Raw genomic sequence first — 19,588 nt, forward strand, 5'->3', positions numbered from 1 at the left:
TCGCCCCTCTCGCATCCCACATCTCCTAAGGACCCACCCCCATGGCTAACACACCCGAGTCGCCCAACACGGGCACCACCCGCATCGTCGCCGGTGAATCCGCATCCAAGCCCAAGCGCCGCCGCACATTAGAGATCGGCTTGGCTGTCGGCCTCGTGCTGCTGATCGGTGCAGGCGCTGCAGTTGCTTCCGCTGTCTCGCAAAACAACCAAGCTGCACCGGCACCCACCACCACGCCTGCAGCCGAACTCAAACTCGGATACTTCAGCAACGTCACGCACGGCCCCGCGCTGGTAGGCACCAGCCAGGGCCTCATTGCCAAGGAACTTGGCGAAACCAAGCTCAGCACCCAGGTCTTCAACGCCGGCCCCGCCGCAATCGAAGCCTTGAACGCCGGCGCCATCGACGCCACGTACATCGGCCCGAACCCGGCCATCAACTCCTTCGTCAAGAGCAAGGGCGAGTCCATCAGCATCATCGCCGGTGCCGCTTCAGGCGGTGCCCAGCTGGTGGTCAAGCCGGAGATCACCTCCGCAGCCGACCTCAAAGGCAAGATCCTCAGCTCCCCGCAGCTCGGCGGAACCCAGGATGTGGCCCTCCGAGCCTGGTTGGGCGATCAAGGCTTCAAGACCAACACCGATGGCAGCGGCGACGTGAACATCAACCCCACCGAGAACGCCCAGTCGCTGAAGCTCTTCCAAGACGGAAAGCTCGACGGCGCGTGGTTGCCTGAGCCTTGGGCCTCCCGTCTGGTGCTCGAAGCCGGAGCGAAGGTGTTGGTTGACGAGAAGGACCTCTGGGAGAACGGTGACTTCACTACCACCATCCTGATCGTGAACAAGAAGTTCGCTGCCGAACACCCGGAAACCGTGAAGGCGCTCCTGAAGGGCCACGTTGAATCCGTGAACTGGCTCAACTCGGCCTCGGCTGAGGAGAAGGCGACCACCATCAACGCGGTTCTCAAGGACACGGCAGGCAAGCCGCTTCCCGCGAACGTGATTGAACGCGCTCTGCAGAACATCAAGTTCACCACCGATCCGCTGGCTGGAACCTACAACAAGCTCCTGGAAGACGGCGTCAAAGCCGGAACCACTCAGAAGGCCGATATCAACGGCATCTTCGACCTTCGCACATTGAACGAGGTTGAAGGCAAGAAGACCTCAGCTGCAGGTCTCGGCCAGGACTAAGCAGTAACAGGCTGGTCCGCTTCCCAATAAACGGGGGAGCGGGCCGGCCTTTGGCCACATCAGCTCTACCAATCAACACGAAGGACGGGACCATGCCAGTCGTACTCGAGAACCTGGGCAAGCGCTTCGGCGACGGCGCCCCGGTGCTGGACGACGTCAACGCCACCATCGCGCAGGGCGAGTTCGTTGCCCTCCTCGGTGCGTCCGGCTGCGGCAAGTCCACCCTGCTAAACATCATGGCGGGACTGGAAAGGCCGACGTCGGGCGCTCTTGAAGTACCCAGCGACGGTGCCGCCTTCATGTTCCAGGACGCGTCCCTGTTCCCTTGGCTGACCGCGCGCGGAAACATTGAGTTGGCGTTGCAGCTAGCAGACAAGTCCAGCACCAAGGCCAGCCGGCGTGCCCGCGCCACGGAACTCTTGGAACTGGTGCATTTGGGCGGCGCGGGGGATAAGCGTCCCCACGAACTGTCAGGCGGCATGAGGCAGCGCGTTGCCTTGGCCCGCTCCTTGGCTCAGGACCGTCAGTTGCTGCTGATGGACGAGCCGTTTGCTGCCCTTGACGCCATCACCCGTGACCTTCTGCACGATGAACTTGAGCGTATTTGGAAGGAAACGGGCCGGACCATCGTGTTCGTTACCCACAACGTCCGCGAGGCCGTTCGCCTGGGCCAACGCGTACTGCTGTTGTCCTCGCGTCCCGGCCGTGTGGTGGCCGAATGGGACGTCACCGAAGAGCACCGCACCGACGCCGGCCGAGCCGGGGAGCTCACCGGAACCATCACGCGCCGCCTTCGCGAGGAGATCCGCCGCCATGCCAAGTAACCCCATCACCACCGAAGAGCGGACCCTTCCCGTGACAGATTCCAAAGAGCACATCACCTCGCCGTCGCTGAAGGGCAACGCCTCGGAACTCCGGGACCTTGAAGCAGGCCTGGACAACCTCCAGTCGGACAGCGGACGCAAAGCTGGCATCGAATGGAAGCGCGTCCTGCTGCCTGTTGCCGCCTTGGTGGTCCTGATTCTTGCGTGGCAGTTCTACGTATCCCTCGAGTTCAAACGACGTGACCTGGTTCCCGGGCCCCTGGACGTTCTCACCCAGTTCGTCACCATGTGGGGCGAAGGTAAAGTCCAGGAAGCAGTGTGGACGTCTCTGCAGCGTGGTGTGATCGGCTTCCTGATTTCGGTGGTCATTGCTACCCCCGTGGGGTTGATCCTTGCTCAAGTGGCTCCCTTGCGCCGTGCATTCGGGCCGCTCATTTCCGGTTTGCAGGTGCTCCCTTCCGTGGCATGGGTTCCCGCTGCCATCATCTGGTTTGGCCTCACTGACGCCACCGTCTATTTCGTGGTGTTCATGGGCGCTATCCCGTCCATCATCAACGGGCTCATCTCCGGTGTGGACCAGATCCCGCCGCAGTACCGCAGTGTGGGCACAGTTCTCGGAGCGAACCGTCTCCAGATGGCACTGCAGATTGTCCTGCCAGCAGCTCTTCCCGGGTACATCGGCGGCTTGAAGCAGGGCTGGGCTTTCTCCTGGCGTTCACTCATGGCCGCAGAGATCATCGCAGTGGGCGGAACGATTGGGTTCGGCCTGGGCTCGCTGCTGGATCAGGGGCGTTTGCTCTCCGACATGACAATCGTGATGTCCGCGATCCTGCTGATCCTGTTTGTGGGAATCCTGATCGAACTGCTTGTGTTCGGGCCCATTGAGAAGCGTTTGCTGCAGCGTCGGGGTTTGCTGGCGGGAAGCAGCCGCTAACCCTCCGGAGTTTTCGTACACATAATGCCCTTAAGAGCCCTTCTTTGGGGCATTATGTGTACACAAACTCCTGTTCGCGGGTTCACACCCCATCGGCTTCTGGCTCCCCTTCCTCCGCTCTCTGCGCGCACCTAGAATCGTCGAATGGGCCTTCTAACGTTCAGTATCAACGTCACTCTTGATGGTTGCGTCGACCACCGGGAGGGAATCGCGGACGACGAGACTCATGCCCTCTTCACCCGTCTTCTGGAGCAGGGGGGTGCAATGCTCTGGGGCCGTACTACCTACGAAATGATGGAGAGCTATTGGCCCTTGGTGGCAAGCGGTGAAGTAGACGCACCGCCAGCGTTGCGGGAGTGGGCGCTGACCCTGGAGACAATACCCAAGTACGTCGTATCGTCCACTCGGTCAAAATTCCCCTGGACCAATAGCCACCATCTTGTTGGCGATCTGCAGATTGCGGTGCAGGAACTCAAGGACAGGACCCCCGAGGGTGTGCTTGTCGGCAGCGGCAAACTAGCCACAGAACTGGACCGTCTTGATTTGATCGACGAATACAAGTTCCTTATCCATCCCATGATCGCTGGCCACGGGCCCACCCTGTATCAGGGCGGACTGCCCAGCACCCGGCACCTCAAGCTTGTCTCATCGGAGCCGCTCAGCAACGGCGCGGTCTACATGCACTATCGACGAGCCGATTGAGTGCCGGGCCCGCACCGCGCGCCCGTTTCCGCCTACCGCACCCGTTTCCGCCTACCGCACCTTTTCGGCGTGGGGACCGCTCCCTTTCGCGCCTTCCGCGCCAGAGGTTACGGGGGCGCCAGGCGGTAGAGACTGCGGTGCCTGGCGGAAAACCCGACGCGAACGCACGACGGCGACCTGCTGCCGTCGTGTGTTCGCCGTGCAACAGGCCTGCTAGAGGGTGGCCAGTAGGGCTTTCATCTCCTGAATCTCCTTCTCCTGCGAGGTCACGATGTCCTTGCTCAACTGGATGGCCTCCGGGAACTTGCCTTGGCTGGTCTCCGTCTTAGCCATGCTGATGGCGCCTTCATGGTGGGCAATCATCTGTGAGAGGAAGAGCTTGGACGCTTCCGTGCCCTGGGCTTCACTGAGTTTCTGGAGGTCGCTTTCGCTGACCATGCCGTCCATGCCGTGGCCGCCATGACCTGAGGAACCCATGACCGGCATGTTCCAGCTCTGGAGCCAGCCCGTCATCTTCTCAATTTCGGGTGCCTGAGCCGCTTTGATCTTATTGGCCAACTCCGTTATCGCGGCAGGAATGTTGGCCTTTGCGAGCATGGCATCGGACATCTCCACCGCTTGGGCATGATGGGGAATCATCATCTGGGCAAACATGACGTCCGCCGCGTTGTGCTCTGCAGAAGTGATATTGGTGGGCGCGCTGGTATTGGAGTTTCCGTGGTCCATTCCCGGCATGGAGCCAGGGTTCGCGGGAGAGGCACAGCCCGCCACAGCAAGGAGACCTGCAAAAGTGGCGGCGCTAAGGGTGAGCTGGGTTTTGTTCATCAGGGTTGTGGTCTTTCGATAGTGGGGCGGCCCGGGGCGCGAGCCATCCTGGTGATAAGCACGATGATTGCCTCGTGGTCCTACGTGGAGGGATGCGAGGCCTTGCGAAGGCGGCAAAACTTGGGGCCGCCAAGGCAAAACGCTTACGTCCTACTGATCGAAAGTTGACTCAGGGACGGCTTGGGAGGGACATAGGTCCACGCTCGCGGTGCTTCGACTGTGGCCCACGGACCATCAGCCAAGCCGCCAGCTCCGCTGCCCGGAAGCGGAGCGACCAAGGAGCCAGTCTTCAACGAGGGGGTGCAGTGCTCAGCGGTTGATTCTGCACATGAGCAGCTACCCGAGGAGCAGGACTGTGCATCAATGCTGGAACCCAGCGGGTGGTGGAGCGTGCTGGCTGCTTGGGAGCCGGGCGTTGAATGCCCGAGATGAGCACTGTGCAGCGCTAAAGCCTGAGTAGCGGGAGCGGAATGGGTCGCATGGGAGTCCGTCACCACATGCATGCCGAAAATTCCGGCAATGACGCCAAACACCAGTACGAGCAGGGAAGCCCGACGAAGGGGTTGTAGAAGTGCTGATGGGCTCACGTTGGGCCTCCTTCCGCCGACTATCCACTGGGGTTACGTTCACCTCTACCATACCCCTGGAGGGTATGGATGCAAACGAGGAATCAGCGTATGTGGAATTCCCTCGCCCCCCGCACGGTTGTCCTGAGCATGCACAAGAAACGGATCGGCTTCCTCTCCTTCGGACACTGGGCGCGTGTACCTGGCTCATTGGTTCCCACGGCTGGGGAGGCCCTGAAGCAGGGGATTGAACTCGCTGTCGCGGCGGAGGAACTGGGCATAGACGGGGCTTTCTTCCGGGTCCACCACTTCGCCCGGCAGCAGGCTTCTCCCTTCCCGCTCCTCAGCGCGATCGCGGCCAGGACCAGCCGGATCGAAATCGGCACAGGCGTGATCGACATGCGCTACGAAAACCCGCTCTACATGGCCGAGGAAGCCGCCGCCACGGACCTCATCAGCGATGGGCGTCTGCAGCTCGGCGTGAGCCGCGGTTCACCTGAGCCCGCCCGGAACGGCGCCGCGAACTTTGGCTACGTCCCCGCCGACGGCGAGGACGGCGGCGACATGGCACGCCGTCACACGGCGCTGTTCCGGAAAGCCATCGCCGGGCACGGTGTTGCCGAAGCCGATCCGCACTACGCTGGCGGAGCCACGGGGCTGCTACCCATCCAACCCCAGTCACCGGGCCTCTCACAGCGGATCTGGTGGGGAGCCGGCACCCGGAAAACTGCCGTGTGGGCCGCAGAGCAGGGCATGAACCTTATGAGCTCCACACTCCTCACCGAGGACACAGGCGTGCCGTTTGATGAGTTGCAGGCCGAACAGATCCACATGTTCCGTGAGGCCTGGGCCGCAGCCGGGCACGACCTTGAGCCGAGGATCTCAGTCAGCCGCAGCGTGATCCCGATTGTGGACGAGGTAGACAACCACTACTTCGGCCTCCGCGCCCAAGCCGACAGCAAGGACCAGGTGGGCGTCCTCGACGGCGCGCTGTCCCGCTTCGGCAAAAGCTACATCGGGGAGCCGGATCAGTTGGCGGAGGAACTTGCCAAGGACGCTGCGGTTCAAGCGGCTGACACCGTCCTGCTCACTGTGCCCAACCAGCTGGGAGTGGATTACAACGCCAAGCTCCTGAGGAACGTAGCAAAGCACGTAGCCCCTGCCATCGGATGGAGTCCACACCTGGCCACATAACCTATGGCTGTGCGTAACGTCCCTGCGTGTACGCCAGCGGTCCACACGGAGCCGCTTTAAGGCAGGTAGTGTTGCTGGCTGTGTGTTGTTGCGCCAAGAGCGCGCGAACACTTGTCAGTCCCTTCAACGGCGAGGGGGCTACGCAGAAAGCAAAGGTTATCCCGTGGACATTCAAAACCTTCTCGAAGACATTGTCGGGGCGGTTCAACCGCACATCGGCCAAGGCAAAGTAGCGGACTATATCCCGCAACTCGGCGCAGTAGACCCGCATCAATTCGGGATCTCGGTAGTCACCCGGGAAGGCGATGTCTTCTCCGCAGGGGACGCCCATGTGGAATTCTCCATTCAAAGCATCTCCAAGGTCTTCGCCCTCGCCCTGGTGTTGGCTGCCGACGGTGACCACATCTGGAAGCGCGTGTTCCGGGAACCTTCGGGAAACCCCTTCAACTCTCTGGTTCAGCTCGAGAGCGAGGACGGCATTCCCCGGAACCCGTTCATCAACGCCGGAGCCATTGTGGTGACGGACAGGCTCCTTAGCCTGACGGGCAACGCCGCCCACGCCGTCCGGGACCTGATGCGCCAAGAGACCGGCAATGCCGGCGTCGACACGGATCACCGCGTGGCGTCCTCCGAATTGGGCAAAGGGCACCGCAACGCCTCGCTGGCGCATTTCCTGGCGAGCTGCGGCAACTTGGAAAACCCCGTGGAGGAGGTCCTGAACTCCTACGCCGAGCAATGCGCCCTGGCCATGACGTGCGAAGACCTGGCGCTCGCAACCCGGTTCCTTGCATCCAACGGTTTGGGTGCAGATGGGACACTGGTGCTTTCCCCCGCGCAGACCAAAAGAATCAACGCTGTCATGCTCACCTGCGGTACCTACGATGCTGCGGGCGAATTCGCGTACAGGGTGGGGCTGCCGGGCAAGAGTGGCGTCGGCGGAGGGATAGTGGCCGTGGTGCCCAACAAGTGCTCCATCAGTGTGTGGAGTCCCGGCCTGGGAAGGTCGGGCAACTCGGTGGCTGGTGTGGCCGCGCTGGACGAATTCACTACGCGTACTGGCTGGTCGGTCTTTTAGGCGCATTATTGAGTGATGACCCCCAAGTCCGGAAAGACCCCAGACACCGGTAAGAAACTCAACACCGGGAAGACGGCCACCGCTGCCAAGGCCCCCAAGGCGGGCAAGTCCCCAAGAGCCGCGCTGGCGCCGGGCACCCAGCCCACCGCCGTCGAGTTTCTGGCACGGCTGCAAGTGCGGCAGTCCGACGTCGAACAGGCCAAATACCAGCGGTATTTCAAGACGGGCCAGGGAGACTATGCCGAGGGTGACTTTTTCCTGGGCGTCCGCATGGGCGAGGTTTTCACTCTCGGCAAGGAGTTCGCAGCCATGCCCCCGAAGGAGATTGAGGAACTCCTGGAGCAGGACATCCACGAGGCAAGGGCCGGGGCCGTGAAGATCATGGCCCTGCAAATGCAGAAAAAGAAGACCACTGAAGATCGGCGCAGGGAACTTTACGAGCTGTATCTGCGCAGGCACGACCGCATCAACAACTGGGACCTTGTTGACCTGGGTGCCGGACGGGTTGTGGGTGGGTGGCTGATGGATAAGCCGCGCGATCCCCTCTATCACTTGGCCCGTTCGGAGGACATGTGGGAGCGCCGGACAGCCATCGTGGCGACGTCGGCGTTCATCCGCGAAGGCCAGCTGGACGACACTTTCGCCATCGCCGATATCCTGCTCCATGACACTGAAGACCTCATTAACAAAGCCGTGGGTGGTTGGGTCCGGGATGCCGGGCGCAGTAGCCGCGAGCGCCTCCTGGCTTTCTTGGATGAACACGCTGCCACCATGCCGCGGACGGCGCTTCGTTACGCGATCGAGCACCTCGGCAAGGAGCAGCGGGCCTATTACCTGAGGCTCAGGGACAGTGTTTCTCCGATTTAAGCGGGGAATTATGTGACGTTGGATTACCCAGCGTTACCGGGTGTTTCCGAGCCTTTGAAGCATGTTACGGAGCCGCCCTACAGTTTTTTCATGGCAATACAGGACATTTACCCCACCGCCCTGCGGCTGCTCGGCCGCCCGGTGCTGGTGGTTGGCGGCGGCCCCGTTGCGCAGCGTCGCGCCAAGGGACTGCTCGACGCCGGTGCTGAAGTCACCGTGGTCGCACCCGTTGCCACCGAAACACTTCGCGGTCAGGCAGCATCCGGGCTTCTCACCTGGGAGCCGCGCGAGTACCGCACCTCGGACCTCGACGGCGTCTGGTTCGTCCAGACCGCCACTGGCGCAGCCGCTGTGGACACCCGGGTTGCCGCCGACGCCGAGGCTCAGCGCATCTGGTGCGTCAACGCCTCTGATCACGAAGCATCCGCTGCATGGACGCCGGCCGTTGCCGTGGTGGACGACGTCAAGATCGCCATCAATGCCGGGGGAGACCCTCGCCGCGCCATGGCCCTCCGCAACGCTGTTGCCACCGCACTGGAAACGGGTGATCTTCCGCTCCGCCGGCACCGTAAGCTGGACGCCGCCGGCAGGACACCCCTTGGCTCTGTGGCTTTGGTGGGTGGCGGTCCCGGCGACTCGGGACTCATCACCGTCCGCGGCCGACGCCTGCTGGGCCAGGCCGACGTCGTGGTTGCAGACCGTCTTGGCCCCCGTGAGCTGCTGAATGAACTCGCTCCGGATGTCCGCGTGATCGAGGTAGGCAAGACGCCCGGCCACCACCCGGTGCCGCAGCTGGAGATCAACCGCATCCTGGTGGAGGAAGCCCTCAAGGGCAACCGCGTGGTCCGCCTCAAAGGCGGCGACCCCTACGTCCTGGGGCGCGGAGGCGAGGAAGCAGAATTCTGCCGGCAGAACGGCGTCGAGGTTGAAGTAGTGTCCGGCGTGACGTCGGCAATCTCGGTTCCGGCCGCCGCCGGTATTCCAGTGACACACCGCGGCCTGGCCAAGGGCTTCAGCGTTGTGACCGGACATGAAGAGCTGTCCGAGGTCCCCGCGCGCCCCGATCACACTGTGGTGTTGCTCATGGGAGTAGCGCAATTGCGCGATTCCGCGGCTGCGCTGGCAGGCTCGGGTCTGCCTTTGGACACGCCAGTAGGTATCGTAGAGAACGGGTATTTGCCGGATCAGCGCGTCACCATCGGCACTCTGGGCACCATTGCGGACCAGGCGGAAGCCGTCGGCGTGGCCAACCCGGCGGTCATTGTGATCGGCGATGTGGTCCGTGTCAGCCCCTTTGCCCCGCAACATTTCAAGACCGCTGACTACAGCACTATTACCCCCAACCGTCCCCGCGTCCGCAGTAACTGAGATGAAGAAGGAACACAGCCGTGTCAATTAGCACCCCCGTAGGTTCTGCGGACCGTCCGCTTCGCGTCGCCGTCATCGGCTCCGGCCCGGCCGGCGTGTACGCAGCGGACATCCTGACCAAGAGCGAGGCCGTCAAGAGCGGTGAGCTCACCGTCAGCATCGACCTCTTTGACCGCTACCCGGCACCGTATGGCCTCATCCGTTACGGCGTAGCCCCGGACCACCCCCGCATCAAGGGCATCGTCAACGCCTTGCACAAGGTGCTGGATCGCGGCGATATCCGCTTCTTCGGCAACGTGGACTACGGCACGGACATCTCCATCGAGGACCTCCGCAAGCACTACGACGCCATCATCTTCGCCACCGGCGCCATCAAGGACGCGGACCTGAACATCCCGGGCATCGAACTTGAGGGTTCCTTCGGCGGCGCGGACTTCGTTTCCTGGTTCGATGGACACCCGGACGTTCCCCGCGAATGGCCGCTGGAGGCCACCGAAATCGCTGTCCTCGGCAACGGCAACGTGGCCCTGGACGTAGCGCGTGTTCTTTCCAAGCACGCCGATGACCTGCTGGTCACCGAAATCCCGGACAACGTCTACGCCGGTCTGAAGGCCTCACCCGTTACGGACGTGCACGTCTTCGGTCGCCGCGGCCCGGCACAGGTGAAGTTCACCCCGCTGGAACTCCGCGAACTCTCGCACTCCAAGGACGTGGACATCATCCTCTACGCCGAGGACTTCGAATTCGACGAAGAGTCCGACCGCCAGGTCCAGACGAACAACCAGATCAAGACCATGGTTGGCACGCTCACCAACTGGATCGCCGAGCAGCCCGAGGACCTCTCCGAGCTGAAGGCTTCCCGCCGCCTGCACCTTCACTTCCTGCACAGCCCGGTGGAGATCGTTGACTCCGCCGAGACTCCGGGCAAGGTTGCGGGCATCAAGTTCGAGCGCACCGAACTGGACGGCACGGGCAACGCCCGCGGCACCGGCGAGTTCATCGACTACCCGGTCCAGGCCGTGTACCGCGCAATCGGCTACTTCGGTTCGGCCCTGCCGGACGTCGAGTTCGACCACAAGAAGGGCGTCATCACCAACGACGGCGGCCGCGTCCTGGACGCCGACGGCCAGCACGTCCCGGGCCTCTACGCCACGGGCTGGATCAAGCGTGGTCCCGTAGGCCTGATCGGCCACACCAAGGGCGACGCCCTGGAAACCGTCACGTACCTGCTGGAAGACCGCGAGAACCTGCCGGTTGCCGAGGTTCCCGCAGCTGATGCAGTGGTTGATCTCCTGGACTCCCGCGGCGTGAAGTTCACCAGCTGGGAAGGCTGGCTGGCACTGGACGCCCACGAGCTCGCCCTCGGCGCCGCAGCAACCGAGGCCGGCACCTCCCACGGTGTTGAGGTCAAGCGTGAGCGCATCAAGGTTGTTCCGCGCGAGGACATGGTCAACATTTCCCGCGATGGCGTAGCCGCACAGGTCTAGTCGTTCCATGCAGGGCGGGGTCACTCATTTGGGTGGCCCCGCTCCTGTTTAAACCCAGCGGTTCTGGGCCTCAGCGGTACCCTGAAGCATGGATGTCGTCGTCATCGAAACTGCTCCGTTGGGCGACCGCAGCTACCTTGTGCACGACGGCGATGTGGCTCTGGTAGTTGATCCCCAACGAGACATTGACCGGGTGGAAGCCGCGGCGCGGGACTCGGGAATCCGTATTACGCACGTGGCCGAAACCCACCTCCATAACGACTACATCACCGGCGGGTTGGTGCTGGCAGAAAAACACGGGGCTGCCTATCTGGTGAACGCCGAGGACCACGTCACGTTCACCCGTGTCCCCGTTTCCGATGGCCAGGTCCTCCGCGTCGGCCGCCTTGTAGTCACCGTGGTGGCGACTCCCGGGCACACCCATACCCACCTGTCATATGTGGTGCGGGATGAAGCGCACGACGGCGGCCCGGCGGCTGTGTTTTCCGGCGGCAGCTTGCTCTACGGCTCGGTGGGGCGGACGGACCTGGTCTCGCCCCATGACACCGCGACGCTGGCGCACCATCAGTATTCATCGGTCCGTCGATTGGTGTCCTCGGCTCATCCAGACGCTGCGCTCTACCCGACCCACGGCTTCGGATCCTTCTGCTCGACCGGGCCTGCGAGCCGCCAGGAGTCGTCAACCATTGGCGAGCAAGCTCTCTCCAACCACGCACTGACGGACCCTGACGAGGACCACTTTGTTGCAGAGTTGCTGGAGAATCTCACGGCGTACCCCGCGTATTACGCCCACATGAGCCCTCTCAACGCCGCCGGTCCGGGCGCAGCGGACCTGTCCGTGCCGGATTCCGTGGATGCCGGTGAGCTGGGCCGGCGGTTGAGGGCCGGGGAGTGGGTGGTGGATTTGCGGCACCGCGTAGCCTTCGCGGACAGCCATCTCCAGGGCAGCGTGAGTTTTGAGTACGGCCGCGGAGAGAATTTCACCAGCTACCTCGGCTGGGTGATCCCGTGGAACCAGCCCCTCACACTATTGGGACCTTTCGACGAGGTTGAGAAGGCGATCCGCGACCTGGCGAGAATCGGCATCGATAGTCCGGATGCCGCCGTCGGGCCTGAACCTGATGAGTGGGCGCCGGAGTACCCGCAAGCAAGCTATCCGCACGGTGACTGGGCTGCACTCCTCAAAGAGCGGAACCCTGAGGACGTGGTCCTGGATGTTCGCCGTCCGGATGAGTTCGGGACCTCGCACGTGGCGGGTGCGCTGAACATCCCCGTTTACGAGCTCCTGGGGAGGATCACGGAGGTACCGGATGCCCGGATCTGGGTGCACTGCGCCACTGGATACCGGGCGGGTGTTGCCGCGAGCCTGCTGGACCGGGCCGGGCGCGACGTGGTGCTGGTCAATGCGAGGTTCAGGGACGCGGCCGGGGCGGGGATCGAGGTGGCAACCTGATGCGTTGCGGTCCTGTCCTGACTGGGGCCAGGCTATTCCAAGCCATCAAGGCGGCGCAGCGCACCGATCCGGTGCAGAGGTACCAGCAGGGTACGCCTTATGGCGTTGCCTCATAGGTCCGGATTTTTGTGATCGCTGCGGTCTTTGCGGTGTTCGCGAAACGAAGCACATGGCAGAAGTTCACCACCTGACCGTCTTTGAACAGCGTCACGCCGTCAATGCTTGCTTCCCTGCCGTGGGTGATGACCGAGAGAACACGTAGCTCGACGGCCGGGCTCCTCGGCTCGGCATTGGCAAGAATTGCAGGTAGGCCCCGGGATGCTGCCTTTCCCAGAACGTCCCACTCGGCATCGGGAGAGAGCAGCGATTCCAGTTCTGTTGAATCAGCGCCTGCGAGAGCTACGGCTAAGCGGCGGGCAACCTCATGCCGAGGCGCGTTACCGCAGTTGGGTTCGGTGTGAACGCGGATGACCATACGACCAGTTTGGACTTTTCCTGAGGGCACGTGTCAACCGGACACGCCCTGAGTCGTTCCTCAGCATCACCTTCATCGTCTTCGTCGCCTTCATCGCCGAAAGTTACCGAGGCGCTGAGTCCGAGCAGTAATCCAGATTCCGGTACACGCTCTGCACGGCGGCATCGGGATCGTGCGCTTCGAGGGCATCAACCAATTCGTCGTGGCCTTCGCGGGGGATGCCATTGAAGCCACCCTTGCGCTGCTGACGCAGGAGATCGTTGTGGAAGACACCGCCAAAGGAAGCGTAGAGCTGGTGCAGTAGCGGATTGCCGGAGGCCAGGGCTACGCGCTCGTGGAACTCCCAGTCGGCGCTGGCCCAGGTGGGGTAGTCCCCGGCCTGCCAGGCATCGTGCCGCAAGGCAAGGAGGCGCCGCATCTCGGCCAGGTCCTCGGTGGTGGCATGCTTGGTGGCCAAGCGGGCCGCCTGGGTGTCAAGGCCCAGGCGGACTTCCACGATATGTTCCTGGGTGTGCTCCAGGTACATGCGCTGGGCTGCGCCGGACATCTCGCTGTTGGCCCTGACGTAGGTGCCATCGCCGCGGCGGACTTCCAACATGCCGGAGTGCGCCAGCGCCTTGATGGCTTCGCGGAGGGTGCCGCGCGAAACGCCCAGCGTGGACATGAGCTCTGGCTCGGCAGGAATTCGCTCCTGGAGCGGCCATTCACCGGACTTGATCATGTCCCGCAGCTTGGCGGTGATCTCCTCGGCAAGGGCCGGGCGATGCGAAGGCGTAAGGGTCATGCTGTCCTCGGTCCGGTCTTGGTGGCAGTGCGCTTACTGGTGAGCATGTGGCAAGTAACCATGAGCGCCACGGCAACCACCGACAGCAGGCTCAGGGGCAACACCCAGCCGCCGGTTGCGCTGTGGAGGAGTCCCATGCCGAAGGGACCAATTGCCGCAATCAAGTATCCCAGCGATTGGGCGATGGTGGAGAGCGCGGTGGTTTCCGCCGTCGAGCGTCCGCTGCGGCTGATGATCACCAGAACCAGCGGGAAAATGCCCAAGCCGAACCCGAACAGAACAGCAGGGACAACGGCCAATGACGTTGGCAGCCAGAGCATGGCGGCAATGGCCACCAGCGTGGAGCTACTGGCGAGATACAGTGCGGGGCGCAGCATTCCCGACCGAGAGCCGAAGGCTAACAGGATCATGCCGGCGGCAACGGACACCAGCTGCATCACGCCAAACTGCAGGCCGCTTTCGGAGGCGCTAAGGCCTTGCGACGTGAGGATGTACGCGAACCAGCTCATTACGGCGTAGGCAAGGAACGCCTGGAAGGTGAAGATCGCGGTGATCAGGATGCCCAAGCGGGTGCGCAGGAGAGGCCACATGGAGACCCTTGGGCGATCAGTTTTGGTGGTGTTCCGGTGAGTGTGCAGGACAACCGGCAGGAATCCAAGCAGGGCCGCGACGCCCAGCAAGCCCCAGGCAGCCAGGCCCATGGACGGGGAACCGAGCTCCTGGGCCAAGGGAACGCTGACGACTGCGGCGAAGGTGGCGCCGCCGGACATGGTGAAGGTATAGAGGCCTGTCATCATGGAGGTGCGCTCGGAGTAGTGCTCGCGGATGAAGGACGGCATGGCCACGTTGCACACGGCGAGGCCGGACATCGCCAGGACGGTGCCTCCGAGGAGTGCACCTGTTACCGGAACGCCGCGGACCAGCAGGCCGCCAGCCAGCAGTGCCAGCGCAATTGCGATGGCTTTCTCCACACCCACCCGACGCGTGAGCCATGACGTTCCCATGCCCGCAACCGCAAAGCACAACAGCGGGATGGACGGCAGAATCGACGCGACCAAGGCACCGTAGCCCAGCACTTGCTGCAGATCGTGGAACAGGGCAGCGGCACTGGTGATGCCTGCCCGAAGGTTCAGGCCGATGAGCACCACGGCAATAATGCCGACGACGGCGACGACGCGCGTCTTGGGAGCCGAAGGGTTCGCAAGGACTGCGGGGGCAACCTGGGAGCTGCTCACAGTAGGGATATTTCCGGTGCTGGGGGTAAGAGGAGTCGTCGCGGCCATACCTAAAGGTTAGACGTTTGACGTCTAATGTCTAGAACTTTGTGGCGAACCTCTCCACGCTCACTACAGAGGGGACTACCGCGGGTTGCGCGAACCCAACCGTTGCACGGCAAGGGCGAGCCACAGCTGCACCCGGTCTTGCGTCTGTGAGGGGTCGTAGCCCGTCAGCTCCGTGATTTGGGCCAGACGGTAGCGCACCGTGTTGCGGTGCAGCGTCAGGGCCTCGGCCACGGCAGCCACTGATCCGTTGTGGTTCAGATAGCTTTCCAGAGTGGCCACCAGTTCGGCGCCGTGGGCGGCGTCGAATTTCCGCAGCGGGGTGAGGGATTCGCTGGCCATATCAGCCAGCGGAACATCTTCGCTGGCGAGCAACAGGGACGTCAGGCTCAGCCGTTCGGGTTCGTTGACCGGCAAGCCGTGCGCCACGGCGTCGCGCGCTTCAAAGTAGCTCCAGCGCAGGCCGTTTGGCTTCGTGTAGGCACCGCCGATGCCGATGACGGCGTGGATTCCGGCCTCCTGCAAGTGATCACTGAGGCTTTTGGCCAAAGCGGTGGCCGAGCTGCCGTCGTCAGCTACAACCGTGACCAGGTCCTTCCCGACGACGGCGCTCACGCCGGCTTCCAGCGACTGGGGCAGGGAAATGCTGACCAGCTGCTTGTGGTGTGCTGTGGACTCCGCCACGAGCACCACGTTCTTCCTGGTGCTGTTGATTCCCACTCCAGCCAGGCGCCGGGCGGCCTCGATGCTCTCCAGAGTGCCGTGGATAACGTCGTCCAACACTTGCCCGGCCATGGCGCGCTGGGACTGGCGCTGCTTGACCATGTTGTTGAGCTCAACGCTGATGAGGTTCTGCGCGTAGCTGACTATCCCGGAGTCCACAAAAGGCTGCCTAAGCCACAGCGTGCAGGCATCCCTGCGGCCGGTGGGAATCGGATACGAAGCCCAGCCGTCCGCCGTCGGGGCCGGTTTCCCAGCCACGCTGTTGTAAAGCTGCGCGCTGAACTGGGTGAGCACCACGTCGGTGCGGAGCATGCTGCCTAATTGTTTGAGGAGCTCGTTCAGGCCGCCGCCGGTGAGGAGCGAGCGTGCCAGGATCTGGTGCCCGGCAAGGAGTCGCTCCAAGTTGGAGTAGTGGTCAGCCGAATGCGATTCCGCCACCAGTTTGCCGATGGCTATGAAGGGGGTCTCGTAGGGGACTTCCACCAGTGGCAAACCCCAGCGGTTGGCTTCGGCGATGAGTGCTTCCGGAACGACCTCATGGGTGAGGCCGATGCCGAAGCCGATCCCTACTGCTCCGGCGCGCTGGGCCTGACGGACGAACCGCCGCTGGTCCGCGGCGCTCTTGAGGCGGAGCCCGGTGGTAAGGACCAATTCGCCGCCGCTGAGGAAGCGCTGCGGATCTTCCAGTTCCGTCACGGCAACCCAGCTGATGTCCTGGTTCCAGGTAGTTTCGGCAAGGCCGGCCTGGCGGAGTTTCAGGGAGGGGACAGCGACGAGCGAAGCGAGGGACATTGCCATGCTTTAAAGCCTAACCCGGCACTGGTCAAGCGCACTAAGCGGAGGGTTCTTGTGTGTGCAGCTGGCTATTCCTTGGTCCACCTCCCTGGCATAGGCTCTGATCAGCTAAACCCATGCCCAGACTCCGAAAGAGGGTTGCACACCGTGGTTCAAACCTTGCAGAACTTCATCAACGGCGAATTCGTTACGCCGGCAGGTACGGGTCTTCTGGACATCGTGAACCCCGCCACCGGGGACATCGTTGCCAAGTCGCCGATTTCGGTGCAGGAAGACGTGGACGCCGCCATGACTGCGGCCAACCAGGCCTTCAAGTCCTGGAAGAAGGCCACCCCGGGCCAGCGCCAGCTGATGCTCCTCAAGCTCGCCGACGCCGTGGAGGCCAACAGCGACGAACTGGTCGAAGCCCAGCACCGCAACACCGGACAGGTCCGTTCCCTGATCGCTTCAGAGGAAGTTGCCGCCGGCGCAGACCAGCTCCGCTTCTTCGCCGGTGCTGCCCGCATCATGGAAGGCAAGTCCGCGGGCGAGTACTTCGAGGGCCACACCTCTTACGTACGCCGCGAACCGATCGGCGTGGTAGCCCAGGTTGCTCCGTGGAACTACCCGTTCCTCATGGCTATCTGGAAGATCGGCCCCGCGCTGGCCGCAGGCAACACCGTGGTCCTGAAGCCCTCGGACACCACCCCAGAATCCACCCTCGTGTTGGCACGTCTCGCCGGGGAGATCTTCCCGGCCGGTGTCCTCAACGTTGTCCTCGGCACCGGCGAAACCGGCGCCATGATGGTTGACCACAAGGTCCCCGGGCTGGTTTCCATCACCGGCTCCGTCCGCGCAGGCATCGCCGTGGCAAGCGGCGCAGCCAAGGGCCTCAAGCGTGCCCACCTGGAACTTGGCGGCAAGGCTCCGGCCATTGTGTTCAAGGACGCCGACATCAAGAAGAGCGCCGCGGCCATCGCCGAGTTCGCTTTCTTCAACGCCGGCCAGGACTGCACGGCCATCACCCGCGTTCTGGTGGAAGACTCGGTTCACGACGACGTCGTGGCAGCCATGGTCGAACACACCAAGACCCTGCACACAGGTTCGCAGAACGACGAAGACAACTACTTCGGCCCGCTCAACAACGTGAACCACTTCAACGCGGTCACGTCCGTGGTGGAGAACCTGCCGGCCAACTGCAAGATCGAGACCGGCGGCCACCGGGCAGGGGAGAAGGGCTTCTTCTTCGAACCCACCATCATCTCCGGCGCCAAGCAGACCGATGACATTGTGCAGAAGGAAACCTTCGGCCCGGTCATCACTGTCCAAAAGTTCAGCTCGGAAGAAGAAGCGCTGGAGCTGGCCAACGACGTCGAATACGCCCTGGCGTCCAGCGTCTGGACCACCGACCACGGCACGGCCATGCGCATGAGCCGCGACCTTGACTTCGGTGCAGTCTGGATTAACACCCACATCCTCCTGACGGCAGAGATGCCGCACGGTGGCTTCAAGCAGTCCGGCTACGGCAAGGACCTCTCCATGTACGGCGTTGAGGACTACACGCGCATCAAGCACGTCATGTCCGCACTCGATGCATAACCCGGCTGCATAGCGCAGCCGCGTAACCCGTACGAATTTCCCAGAAAGGCAACCACCCCATGACCACCACCGCGAACGAGCTCTCGTACCGCATCGAGCAGAAGCGCAACATCAACGGCACCTTCCCCGGCCCCAAGTCGCAGGCACTTGCCGAGCGTCGCGCCGCCGTCGTTGCTGCCGGAGTTGCGTCCGGCGTCCCTGTCTACGTTGAAGACGCCGACGGCGGAATCATCCGCGACGTCGACGGCAACTCCTTCATTGACCTCGGCTCAGGCATCGCCGTGACCAGCGTCGGCGCGTCCGATCCCGCCGTCGTCGCCGCTGTCCAGGAAGCTGCCACGCACTTCACCCACACCTGCTTCATGGTGACCCCGTACGAGGGCTACGTTGCAGTTGCCGAGCAGCTCAACCGCCTCACCCCGGGCGACCACGCCAAGCGCACCGTGCTGTTCAACTCCGGCGCTGAAGCCGTCGAAAACGCCGTCAAGGTTGCCCGCCTGGCCACCGGCCGCGACGCCGTCGTAGCCTTCGACCACGCCTACCACGGCCGCACCAACCTGACCATGGCACTGACTGCCAAGGCCATGCCGTACAAGACCAACTTCGGCCCGTTCGCGCCCGAGGTCTACCGCATGCCCATGAGCTACCCGTTCCGTGAAGAGAACCCGGAAATCACCGGTGCCGAGGCTGCCAAGCGCGCCATCACCATGATCGAGAAGCAGATCGGTGGCGACCAGGTTGCCGCGATCATCATCGAACCCATCCAGGGCGAAGGTGGCTTCATTGTTCCGGCCGAAGGCTTCCTCCCGGCACTGTCCGCATGGGCCAAGGAAAAGGGCATCGTCTTCATCGCTGACGAGGTCCAGTCCGGCTTCTGCCGCACGGGCGAGTGGTTCGCCGTTGACCACGAAGGTGTTGTCCCGGACATCATCACCATGGCCAAGGGCATCGCCGGCGGCCTTCCGCTCTCGGCCATCACCGGCCGCGCCGACCTCCTCGACGCCGTTCACCCAGGCGGCCTCGGCGGCACCTACGGTGGCAACCCGGTTGCCTGCGCCGCAGCACTCGCAGCCATCGACACCATGGAGCAGCACGACCTCAACGGCCGCGCCCGCCACATCGAAGAGCTCGCCCTGGGCAAGCTCCGCGAACTGGCTGACGAAGTTTCCGTGGTTGGCGACATCCGTGGCCGTGGCGCCATGCTGGCCATCGAACTGGTTCAGGCCGGATCCAAGGAACCCAACGCCGAGCTCACCAAGGCTGTTGCGGCTGCTTGCCTCAAAGAAGGCGTCGTGATCCTGACTTGCGGTACCTACGGCAACGTCATCCGCCTGCTCCCGCCGCTGGTCATCAGCGACGAACTGCTGATTGACGGCCTGGAGGTTCTCGCGAACGCCATCAAGGCTCACGCGTAAGTTTTACCCACAAGCAGGGCCGGATCCTTCGTGGATCCGGCCCTGCTTTTTGGTTT

At 63.1% G+C, this 19,588-nt stretch carries 17 protein-coding genes; 12 read left to right on the plus strand and 5 right to left on the minus strand.

Annotated elements, in window-relative coordinates:
- Nucleotides 1–41: 41 nt before the first annotated feature.
- From HAV21_RS00130 to HAV21_RS00145, 4 genes are all read left to right on the plus strand, one after another.
- A complete protein-coding gene (locus HAV21_RS00130) occupies nt 42–1,187 on the plus strand; it encodes an ABC transporter substrate-binding protein (protein ID WP_142938258.1) in 1,146 nt (381 codons plus the stop codon).
- A gap of 92 nt (nt 1,188–1,279) precedes the next feature.
- Nucleotides 1,280–2,011, plus strand: a complete 732-nt coding sequence (locus HAV21_RS00135; RefSeq protein WP_166839796.1) for an ABC transporter ATP-binding protein — start codon at nt 1,280–1,282, stop codon at nt 2,009–2,011.
- Nucleotides 2,001–2,945 (plus strand): ABC transporter permease, encoded by a 945-nt coding sequence (locus HAV21_RS00140; RefSeq protein ID WP_011775722.1) that lies wholly within the window; start codon nt 2,001–2,003, stop codon nt 2,943–2,945. The genes HAV21_RS00135 and HAV21_RS00140 overlap by 11 nt, the downstream gene beginning before the upstream one ends.
- A gap of 144 nt (nt 2,946–3,089) precedes the next feature.
- Nucleotides 3,090–3,647, plus strand: a complete 558-nt coding sequence (locus tag HAV21_RS00145; RefSeq protein ID WP_166839797.1) for a dihydrofolate reductase family protein — start codon at nt 3,090–3,092, stop codon at nt 3,645–3,647.
- A gap of 213 nt (nt 3,648–3,860) precedes the next feature.
- Here HAV21_RS00145 and HAV21_RS00150 read toward each other — a convergent pair whose 3' ends face one another.
- The gene (locus HAV21_RS00150; protein ID WP_166839799.1) at nt 3,861–4,472 is read right to left on the minus strand and encodes a DUF305 domain-containing protein; all 612 of its coding nucleotides are present in this window, start codon (nt 4,470–4,472) and stop codon (nt 3,861–3,863) included.
- 716 nt (nt 4,473–5,188) lie between these two features.
- Between HAV21_RS00150 and HAV21_RS00155 the strand changes: the two genes are divergently transcribed.
- The 6 genes from HAV21_RS00155 (at nt 5,189) to HAV21_RS00180 (ending at nt 12,482) form a co-directional block, all read left to right on the plus strand.
- Nucleotides 5,189–6,232, plus strand: a complete 1,044-nt coding sequence (locus tag HAV21_RS00155; protein ID WP_166840845.1) for an LLM class flavin-dependent oxidoreductase — start codon at nt 5,189–5,191, stop codon at nt 6,230–6,232.
- A gap of 163 nt (nt 6,233–6,395) precedes the next feature.
- Nucleotides 6,396–7,307: a glutaminase gene (locus HAV21_RS00160; protein ID WP_166839800.1), complete on the plus strand. Its 912-nt coding sequence runs from the start codon at nt 6,396–6,398 to the stop codon at nt 7,305–7,307.
- 15 nt (nt 7,308–7,322) lie between these two features.
- Nucleotides 7,323–8,174: a DNA alkylation repair protein gene (locus HAV21_RS00165; protein WP_243753075.1), complete on the plus strand. Its 852-nt coding sequence runs from the start codon at nt 7,323–7,325 to the stop codon at nt 8,172–8,174.
- A gap of 90 nt (nt 8,175–8,264) precedes the next feature.
- Nucleotides 8,265–9,542, plus strand: a complete 1,278-nt coding sequence (cobA, locus tag HAV21_RS00170) for a uroporphyrinogen-III C-methyltransferase (protein WP_166839802.1) — start codon at nt 8,265–8,267, stop codon at nt 9,540–9,542.
- 20 nt (nt 9,543–9,562) lie between these two features.
- On the plus strand, nt 9,563–11,029 hold the full coding sequence (locus HAV21_RS00175) for an FAD-dependent oxidoreductase (RefSeq protein ID WP_166839803.1): 1,467 nt from the start codon (nt 9,563–9,565) through the stop codon (nt 11,027–11,029).
- An 88-nt stretch (nt 11,030–11,117) separates the two neighbouring features.
- Complete coding sequence (locus tag HAV21_RS00180) at nt 11,118–12,482, plus strand: MBL fold metallo-hydrolase (RefSeq protein WP_166839805.1); 1,365 nt, start codon at nt 11,118–11,120, stop codon at nt 12,480–12,482.
- A gap of 97 nt (nt 12,483–12,579) precedes the next feature.
- Here HAV21_RS00180 and HAV21_RS00185 read toward each other — a convergent pair whose 3' ends face one another.
- The 4 genes from HAV21_RS00185 to HAV21_RS00200 form a co-directional block, all read right to left on the minus strand.
- Nucleotides 12,580–12,957 (minus strand): hypothetical protein, encoded by a 378-nt coding sequence (locus HAV21_RS00185; protein WP_142938269.1) that lies wholly within the window; start codon nt 12,955–12,957, stop codon nt 12,580–12,582.
- Between the two features lie 103 nt (nt 12,958–13,060).
- Nucleotides 13,061–13,741 (minus strand): FadR/GntR family transcriptional regulator, encoded by a 681-nt coding sequence (locus HAV21_RS00190; protein WP_142938270.1) that lies wholly within the window; start codon nt 13,739–13,741, stop codon nt 13,061–13,063.
- Nucleotides 13,738–15,024: an MFS transporter gene (locus tag HAV21_RS00195; protein ID WP_166839806.1), complete on the minus strand. Its 1,287-nt coding sequence runs from the start codon at nt 15,022–15,024 to the stop codon at nt 13,738–13,740. The genes HAV21_RS00190 and HAV21_RS00195 overlap by 4 nt, the downstream gene beginning before the upstream one ends.
- Before the next feature lie 75 nt (nt 15,025–15,099).
- Nucleotides 15,100–16,542: a PucR family transcriptional regulator gene (locus tag HAV21_RS00200; RefSeq protein WP_166839808.1), complete on the minus strand. Its 1,443-nt coding sequence runs from the start codon at nt 16,540–16,542 to the stop codon at nt 15,100–15,102.
- A gap of 144 nt (nt 16,543–16,686) precedes the next feature.
- Between HAV21_RS00200 and HAV21_RS00205 the strand changes: the two genes are divergently transcribed.
- Both HAV21_RS00205 and gabT read left to right on the plus strand, forming a co-directional pair.
- On the plus strand, nt 16,687–18,117 hold the full coding sequence (locus HAV21_RS00205; RefSeq protein WP_142938273.1) for a gamma-aminobutyraldehyde dehydrogenase: 1,431 nt from the start codon (nt 16,687–16,689) through the stop codon (nt 18,115–18,117).
- A 59-nt stretch (nt 18,118–18,176) separates the two neighbouring features.
- Nucleotides 18,177–19,532, plus strand: coding sequence for a 4-aminobutyrate--2-oxoglutarate transaminase (gene gabT, locus HAV21_RS00210; protein ID WP_166839810.1), 1,356 nt, complete (start codon nt 18,177–18,179; stop codon nt 19,530–19,532).
- Nucleotides 19,533–19,588: the final 56 nt, after the last annotated feature.

Origin of the sequence: Paenarthrobacter sp. MSM-2-10-13 (assembly GCF_011605365.1) — a bacterium.
In the GTDB taxonomy this organism is placed as follows: domain Bacteria; phylum Actinomycetota; class Actinomycetes; order Actinomycetales; family Micrococcaceae; genus Arthrobacter.